An 8,688-nucleotide genomic window follows, 5' to 3' on the forward strand; every position below is an offset into this window, starting at 1 on the left:
CTCCTTTATTCTAGCAAATATTTCTAACGGTGTCAACTACTTTTTTCTAGTTTTTTTCCTATATCTGCCTTTCTCTCTTACGAGACAACTCATATATCTTACCAAATATATCCTCTTCTTGTCAATAGATTTTTCTTTAAATTTTCATATTTTCAAAAAATTTCAGGAAAATGTAAAAGCAGCATTTTCCTGAAAATAAGATAATATCTAAGCTTCATTGGAATGCTTATAACCATAGATAAGATAAATAAAAATTCCGATGAATGTTGAAATTCCAAATGCATACCAAGTAATAGTTTGATACTGACTCATAAGTGATAAACAAATGATAATTGAAAAAATAGGTAAAAATGGTACCAAAGGCGTTTTAAATTCTGTATTACTTGGTAAACCTTTATCTTTACGTAATTTGATAAGAGCAATGGACATAATAATCAAGTATGCTAAAGTACAGATACTTAAAAATTCAGCTATTGTGGTTAATGGAAAAACTCCTGCACAAATCATTGACAAAATACCAACTGCAATCGTAGCATTTCTCGGAACCTTATGTTTTTCAGTTACCTTACTCAGCCCTTTTGGTAAGAGACCATCGCGGCTAATGGTATAAACTGTCCGTGCAAGAGCATAGGTCATTGAAATACAAACAGTGATAAGTGTGAGAATAGCAACAATGGATACATAATTTCCAGCCCAATCTAAGCCTACTTGACGAAGAGCAAAAGCAACTGCATCATCAACATTAAGTTCTTTATAATTTACCATTCCTGTTAATACTAGTGTTACGATAATATAGAGTATCGTAACAATACTTAGGGAGAAAATAATTCCTTTTGGAATATTTTTTTGTGGTTCTTTGACTTCATCTACAGCCATTGAGATGGATTCAAAACCTAAGAAGGCATAGAACATAATTGAAGCACCTGCCATAATTCCTGTTTGTCCTCCGTAGATTTTTCCAAATCCATATGGTGCAAAATCTGACCAATTCCCTTTATTTATGAAAAAGACTCCTATTCCAATAAAAATGGCTAAGGCTGAAAACTTAAATAATACAAGAACACTATTAAATCTCAGAGCTGATTTTGAATTCATTAAAACCAATCCTGTGACTGCTAAAACAACTAGAATTGGAAGCAAATCAACATACTGTCCTTTTTCAGGATCAAATGTCCCATTAATGGCAGTTGGTAATAAGATACCGTGATTTGAAAGAATCCCTTTAAAGTATCCGGCCCATCCAACTGCAACACTAGAAACAGCTGTCATAAATTCCATAATAATATACCAGCCAACAATCCATGCTGGAAATTCCCCAAGTGTTTCATAAACATAATTATAAGCTCCACCATTTCCTGAAGTACGTGAAGCAAATTCAGCATAAAATAAAGCAATAATTCCAACTGCAATAGCAGAAATAATAATAGAAATTATTAGAGCCGGGCCTGCATAGATAGCAGCACCTTTGCCAGTTATTGTGAAAATACCAGTTCCTACCATAGAGCCTAGGCCAAGAAAGATTAAATCGATAACTCTTAGGTGACGATTCATTAAACTTTTACGATGATGATTTTCTTTTTTTCTAAGAAAATGCATAAAAATCCTCCTATACTTTTTATTATTAACAAAAATATATTTCTATAAAAAGATAATAACTTTCTTAGTTTATCATAAATATGATGTTTATGACAAGCAAAATGAGCCTATTAAACAATAGACTCATTAATACTTATTCAGACATTTTTTCCTTGATTTCGTCATATGATAAAGCACGTGCTTCTTGTTCTTCACTTTCTTCAGGCATCTTACCTGTTTCGTAAAGAGATTTAATTTGTGCTGCATCAAGGGTTTCATATTTGAGAAGTGCTTGTGCAATTAGGGCGTGTGTTTCACGATTTTGATTGATGATATCAGCTGCTTTATTACGAGCAGCATTTAGAAGATCGCGTACTTCATCATCAATCATGCGTGCTGTTTCTTCAGAATACGTTTTTTCTGGCGATAACTGACCAGCCATCATAGCATGACTACCTGCATACTGGACTGGACCAAGTTTTTCACTCATTCCATATTCAGTAACCATGGCACGAGCCATAGCACTCGCTTGTTCAAAATCATTAGAGGCACCCGTTGTTTGAACATTGAAAATGATCTCCTCAGCAACACGTCCCCCCATAAGACCTGCTAACTGTTCTTTCATATTGTCTTTTGAAAGTAACATCTGATCCTCTTTCGGAAGAGAAATCATATAGCCACCTGCACGACCACGAGGAACAATCGTCACTTTATGAACATCACGAGCGTCAGATAAGACAAGACCTACAATTGTATGACCAGCTTCATGATAAGCAACAATCTCACGGTCTCTTTGTGAAACTTGACGATCTTTCTTAGCGGGTCCAGCAATAACACGATCCTCTGCTTCATCAATATCAGAAGCGTCAATTTTCTTCTTGTCACGACGAGCAGCAACCAGAGCGGCTTCGTTTAGGACATTTTCGAGGTCGGCTCCAACAAAACCTGGAGTTTGTTGAGCAACAACTTTCAAATCAACATCATCTGCCAATGGTTTATTCTTGGCATGAACACGAAGAATAGCTTCACGACCTTTTACATCTGGCTGACCAACTAAAATCTTACGGTCAAAGCGACCTGGACGAAGGAGAGCTGGGTCAAGAACATCAGAACGGTTTGTCGCTGCGATGACAATGATACTTTGATTTTCCTCAAAACCATCCATTTCAATTAAGAGTTGGTTAAGCGTTTGTTCACGCTCATCATTTCCACCACCCATGCCAGCGCCACGACGACGACCAACAGCATCAATTTCATCAATGAAAATAATAGCACGCTCAGCCTTTTTTGCATCTTCAAAAAGAGCACGAACACGGCTTGCACCGACACCAACAAACATTTCTACAAAATCAGAACCTGAGATTGAGAAAAATGGGACACCAGCTTCACCTGCAACAGCTTTTGCAAGAAGTGTTTTACCCGTTCCTGGAGGACCTTCAAGAAGAACACCTTTAGGAATACGGGCACCGAGTGCCTTATATTTTTTAGGATTTTTAAGAAAATCAACAACTTCAACAAGCTCTTGTTTTTCCTCTTCGGCACCAGCAACGTCTGTAAATCGAATTTTGATAGAATCTTTGTTGGAGGCTTTAGCACGATTACGTCCAAAACTCATTGGATTATTACCACCTCGTCCTTGTCCTGCCCCCATCATGTTGAACATGAAGAAGATTAAAAATCCCATCGGAATCCAAAGTGATAAAGTGCTAATCCAAGATCCTATTGAACTTTCTTGTTTTACTGTAATTTCTGTTCCAGCTTTATCTGCTGCAGTTTCTAATTTTTCAAGAGAAATGTTACTTGCAAGAAACGTGCTAGTAAAATTATTAACCTTTGCTATTCTATTACCTAAAAATGGAAAAGAAGTATCTGATTCAACCTTTTGTGCTTTGGTATAACTTCCTGAAACTGTTACAATAGCACCATTTGGTTGGTAAGTGAGTTCTTTGACTTTACCTGCCTCTAGTTGTTTTACTAAAGTAGAGTAATTAATTTTTTGACTATCTGCGCCCATGTCACTAAATAAAAATTGAAAACTAAAAATAGCTGTCACTAGTAACAAAATGGTTACAAAGGAGTTGCGCATGAGCCCATTTGGTTTTTTATTATTCATCTATTCTCTCTTATTTGTTGTAAATTTCTTCTTTCAAAACACCAACATACGGTAAGTTACGATAATTTTCATTGTAATCCAAGCCAAAACCAACAATAAATTCATTTGGAACATTGTAACAAACATAATCTGCTTCAATTTCGACCACACGTCCTTCTGGTTTATCAAAAAGTGTAGCAATTTTAATTGATTTTGCTTTACGATATTTGAACATATCACGTAGATAAAGAAGAGTGCGACCAGTATCAATGATATCTTCAATGAAAATCACATCACGTCCTTCAATATTAGTATCTACATCTTTCAAAATTTTAACTTCACCACTTGAACTTGTTCCACCATGATAACTTGAAACAACCATAAAATCCATTTCAACATGAGTGTCAATGTGTTTTACTAACTCTGCCATAAATGGCACAGCTCCCTTTAAAACACAAACCAACAGAGGATTTTTACCCATATAATCTTTAGTAAGATGAGCTCCAAGTTCTTGACACTTCGTAATAATATCTTCTTCTGAGAAGAGTACTTTTTTTATCTCTTGTTCTAACATATTGCCACCTTTTATAGTTTTTGAATACCTAATATAGCTTTCATTGTACCATTTTCAGCAAATTTTCTCAAATAAAGATTATTAGCTGTTTGTACAAAAATGATTTGCCCTTCTTGTTCTCCAATAATGGCTTTCGTTCTCTCTTTTTTAGGAATTTTTTCATCAATAAAAAGCCTGCGAAGCTTTTTGGAAAATGATCCAAAATCAATTTTATCCTGAGGCTTTCGTCCACGAAGAAAGATAGGACTTTTACTAGGAAGCTCTATTCCTTCCCCAGTTTCTAAAAATGTAAATCTATATCCTTGAAAAATTAAGGTTTCTTGAAATTTTAGCACTTTAGGTATTAGAGTGCTATCGGTCCTGGGACTGATTTTTTGAATATAAAACTTTTTCTCATTTTTAACTAATTCATGCCCATTTTTTAAAGGAATTTGATAGGTGTTGTCATTTTCTAAAAGTGTCAATAAATGTGTAAACTGAATTTTAGAGAGTTGTAGTTTTGGAAACTCCTCTAAATAATTTCCTAATAAAACTTCTTTTAAAGCTGAACTTTGTGATTTAAAAAATTTCAAATCGGTCACATCCATTTTACTGGTTAATTCAACAAGTGCGACTTGAAAAATTTGATTTTCCCTTGCTAACTCTGTTAAATATTTTGAAAATTGTGGGTTTTCTTTTTCTAATTGTGGTAGATAATCATGTCTCACACGATTTCTGAAATAGTTTAAACTTTGGTTAGAACTATCTTCAAAATGAAAAACATCTGGAAGTTCAGATTTTTTTATTGTCAAAAAGGGCCTAATCAACTGACCTGGTCCAAAATCCTGAACAGCTTTTATTCCTGTTAAATGGCGGAGCCTGCTACCTCGCAAGAGCTTTAGTAGCATTGTCTCAGCTTGATCATCTGCATGGTGAGCTGTTACTAATGCTGTATAACTTTCTTCAAACATTACCTTTTCGAAAAAGTCATAACGAAAATCACGCGCAGCTTTTTCAGAAAAAATCCCTGAAAAATTCATATGATAAAACGGATAGCCTTGTGCTTCAGCAAAATTTCGTAGATAATTTTCTTCAATATCTGATTCAGGGCGTTGCTTATGATTGATATGTGCAATTCCAAGGCTTATCCCTAAATCTTTCTGGTATAAAGACAAAAAGTGCAGTAAATTCATAGAATCTACTCCACCTGATAAAGCTATTAATACCTTGTTATGTTGATCAAAAAAATGATTGTTGATCACTTCATTTAGCAATTTTTGATAAATCATCTTAAAATAATATAAACATCCTTTGCAATAGCTGAAATATCGTCGTAACTCATATTTTCTGTAAAAATAGATAATATGAAAGGTTCATTTGTATAAACAATGGCAACATCATGTCTGAAGTCATAGGCATCACCTATTTTGTGTGCAACTTGAACATCTATATCTTTGGAAATTCGTTGGTCATCAAAACGAGTGTGAGAGAGGTAGTCAATAACTTCCCCCCCTTGCTCATAAATAGCTGACATTACTTGTGCTGCTGTTTTTGAAGAAACTTCACGTTTTTCCATATCCCATTTTGGAAAATCTGACATTGCTTTTTGGTAATCACTACCATACTGATTTGTCGCATAATAAGCTAAAATATTGGTTGCTGCATTATCCGATTCTTGTGCCACTTTTTTCATTAATTCTTCAATAGTGTATTCTTCATTATCAGCTATTTTACTAATTGAACCACTTCCTTCAGGATCAAATGCTCCATCAAAATCATGGACTTTGTCGGTATATTTTACTTTATCAGTTAATGATAATTTTCCTTGATTTAGCTGTTTTTGAACATAATATAACAGAGGTAGTTTATTGACACTAGCAGAATACATAATCTTATCCGGATTGATTCCAGCTGATAAACCTGTTGAGGTTTGTGTAACAGAAATTGATAAAGTTGCTTTATTATATTTATTCTCTAAGAGAGTTTGAACTTTTTTTATGCGATTATCTACTGGAGATAAAAACTCATCTGAAATCCATCCCTGACCTTTACTATAGTAATAAGTGCCATGTAAGGTTTGAGCTTCTTTAATAACTGCAATCTTAGTGTATGGCTGTAATTTCGTAGACAGAGCTTTTGCTCCCACATAATAAGGACTAGCATAGACAGTAAAACCTTTTTCTAACCAAAACTCCCCCTCAAAAAGCTTCTCCTCCATAACAACATCCGAAATAATATATTTTTGGTTTGCCGGAAGATAAGTACCATCTGAGAGTTCAAAAACCGGGTTCAACTGCTCATTTAAAAGAAGATTAGTAATCTTAAGTGAGGTATTTATAGGAATAGCATGAGAAAGCTCTGTTAAGTTAACATCATCATAACTTAACACTTCCATCGAAGTTAAAGGACGTTCTGGAATCGTTGTATAATCGGTCAATTGATTGGATATTGTTTTTGTTAATTGATACTGGACATCTCGAGGCGCCTCTGTAATCATTTGTTCCGTACTAACAATATTAAGGGGAGTAAAAATAGATAAGACTAAAAATAAAACAAATACTTTTTTCATACATCCCCTTTCCATTAATTTCACTAAATTTTTTAATACGGTATTTATTTTTTAAAGACTTGTTCTGATTGTCTTTTATCAATTTTTAAAGACTTGTTTTTGTCAGCTAGTTCTTCCAATTTTTCTTCAGAATAAGCCAAGAAAGTTTCAACTATTTTTATTAAATCATCCATTATTTTGGTAACAAATCTGGTGTAGAATACACCACTTCTCCATCTCTGGTGTAGTAATATTTGGCGCGTGCATACTTGAGGATAAATTCTTCATTTTTTAATTGCTCAGCTAAGTTTTTTTTTTCCTTCATTTGTTCTGTCAATTCTTCAACATCTTTTTTTAGTTGTATAATAGTTTCTTTTTTCTCCTGCAACTCTACATAGCTAGACATTAAGTTATAGGTTGGCAAGATAAAAAGAAGAACAATAATGACCATAATAAATCCTATGAAGCGATGACGTTTGCTGATTTCTTCTTCTTCATAGCGTCGACGTTGATTTTCATTTTGAATAAAGTCATTATTCAGTTGAACAACACTAGACTTCTTGCTCATTTTTTTCTATCCTTGTTTCGCTAATAATCTCATACATTTTGCCAGCATCTTCTTTTTTCGTACTATCTGTCATTTCCAAAACGCGCACCATCAATAACTTATTACCAAAACGAACTTCAACTTCGTCTCCTGATTTGAGATTTGTGGATGATTTTGCTAACACACCATTGACTTTAATCCGCCCTTTATCTGCGACTTCCTTAGCAACCGTACGGCGTTTGATGATTCTTGATACTTTAAGGTATTTATCTAATCTCATGAGAAACCTCCCCATATTCACTAACTTTTTCATTTTACCACTTTTTTTAAAAAAAGGCAGAGCATGGCCGTTTTGTTACCAAAATGTCATAGAAAGAGAGTGGGACAAACCATCACGATGGTGGAGAGCCCACACCTACAAAACAATGACAACCAATAGGCAAAGCCCTCGCTAAGTGCTATACTCTTAGTGATGGCTTTGTGGTTGATAACTTAATGATAAAATCTATCTAGGGACAAACTAATCCACTTTATCTACGAGAACCCCAAAATATCGCCTAAGAAAATACGACTACTATTAGAGAGACAAGTCCTCATCATTAGTTAGGAGGAAACGACTATGGATATCATCTATACATCTTGTGCTGGCATAGATATTCACCAAGCTATGATAGCTGTCTGTATCTTACACGGTTCTCTCACTAGTACTCGTCCCAAACGTGAAGAGGCTCGCTTTGATACAACGACAGAAGGTTTACAACAATGTCATGATTTTCTCACATCTTTTCAAGTACAAGCTGTTGGCATGGAAAGTACAGGAGTCTATTGGAAACCAGTTTGGCATGCGCTCTGCCAAGACTTTGAGCTCATTTTAGCGAATCCAGCACATATGAAAGCCATCCCTGGTCAAAAAACAGATAAAAAAGATGCTTTCTGGATTGCCAAATTGATTCGTATCGGACTGCTCCCAAGAAGTTTTGTTCCTGACGAAAGGATTCAAGAACTACGAGAGCTAACGCGTCAACGGAAACATCAAGTTGAAACTCGTAACCGTGACGTGAACAGAATTCATAACATTCTTCAATCAGGAGGAATCAAATTAACAACTTACATTGAAGATATTATGGGAAGTTCTGGGCGTAACTTGATGACTCTTTTAGTCAATGGAGAAACCATCACACCAGAAGTTATTCGTGCTAATGTTTATACGACTCTGAAACAGAAAATTCCTCAACTAGAAAAAGCTTTGGATGGTTATTTTTCAGCTCATCATCGGTTTATGTTAGAGCAAGCATTAGAAACTTATGATTGTTATAATGCTAAAATCCAACAGTTAGAAAATCGAATAGACAGTTATCTCAAAGACTATGAGC

9 protein-coding genes are annotated in these 8,688 nt (G+C 34.8%); 1 reads left to right on the plus strand and 8 read right to left on the minus strand.

All coding sequences use genetic code 11. From position 1 onward, the window contains the following. Positions 1–207: 207 nt before the first annotated feature. The 8 genes from GZ996_RS11235 to GZ996_RS11270 all read right to left on the minus strand — a co-directional run bounded on the left by GZ996_RS11235 (position 208) and on the right by GZ996_RS11270 (position 7,595). Positions 208–1,596 carry an APC family permease gene (locus tag GZ996_RS11235; RefSeq protein WP_156807246.1) on the minus strand — a complete coding sequence of 463 codons (1,389 nt, stop codon included), beginning with the start codon at positions 1,594–1,596 and terminating at the stop codon, positions 208–210. 133 nt (positions 1,597–1,729) lie between these two features. Beyond that, a complete protein-coding gene (gene ftsH / locus GZ996_RS11240) occupies positions 1,730–3,688 on the minus strand; it encodes an ATP-dependent zinc metalloprotease FtsH (protein WP_156807247.1) in 1,959 nt (652 codons plus the stop codon). A gap of 10 nt (positions 3,689–3,698) precedes the next feature. Beyond that, entirely contained in the window at positions 3,699–4,241 is a 543-nt protein-coding gene (gene hpt, locus GZ996_RS11245; RefSeq protein WP_156807248.1) for a hypoxanthine phosphoribosyltransferase, read from the minus strand. Between the two features lie 11 nt (positions 4,242–4,252). After that, complete coding sequence (tilS, locus tag GZ996_RS11250) at positions 4,253–5,509, minus strand: tRNA lysidine(34) synthetase TilS (RefSeq protein WP_162012102.1); 1,257 nt, start codon at positions 5,507–5,509, stop codon at positions 4,253–4,255. Further along, positions 5,506–6,789 (minus strand): serine hydrolase, encoded by a 1,284-nt coding sequence (locus GZ996_RS11255; RefSeq protein WP_156807250.1) that lies wholly within the window; start codon positions 6,787–6,789, stop codon positions 5,506–5,508. The genes tilS and GZ996_RS11255 overlap by 4 nt, the downstream gene beginning before the upstream one ends. Before the next feature lie 44 nt (positions 6,790–6,833). Continuing rightward, complete coding sequence (locus tag GZ996_RS11260) at positions 6,834–6,962, minus strand: SP_0009 family protein (RefSeq protein ID WP_161979752.1); 129 nt, start codon at positions 6,960–6,962, stop codon at positions 6,834–6,836. Beyond that, positions 6,962–7,336, minus strand: coding sequence for an FtsB family cell division protein (locus GZ996_RS11265; RefSeq protein ID WP_156807251.1), 375 nt, complete (start codon positions 7,334–7,336; stop codon positions 6,962–6,964). The genes GZ996_RS11260 and GZ996_RS11265 overlap by 1 nt, the downstream gene beginning before the upstream one ends. Next, entirely contained in the window at positions 7,320–7,595 is a 276-nt protein-coding gene (locus GZ996_RS11270) for an RNA-binding S4 domain-containing protein (RefSeq protein WP_162012103.1), read from the minus strand. The genes GZ996_RS11265 and GZ996_RS11270 overlap by 17 nt, the downstream gene beginning before the upstream one ends. A 339-nt stretch (positions 7,596–7,934) precedes the next feature. On the opposite strand from GZ996_RS11270, the gene GZ996_RS11275 reads away from it, so the two are divergent. Continuing rightward, positions 7,935–8,688 (plus strand): IS110 family transposase (locus GZ996_RS11275; protein WP_162012104.1); only part of this gene is annotated, 754 nt, incomplete at its 3' end.

Source organism: Streptococcus sp. S784/96/1, assembly GCF_902729355.1.
GTDB lineage: Bacteria > Bacillota > Bacilli > Lactobacillales > Streptococcaceae > Streptococcus > Streptococcus caledonicus.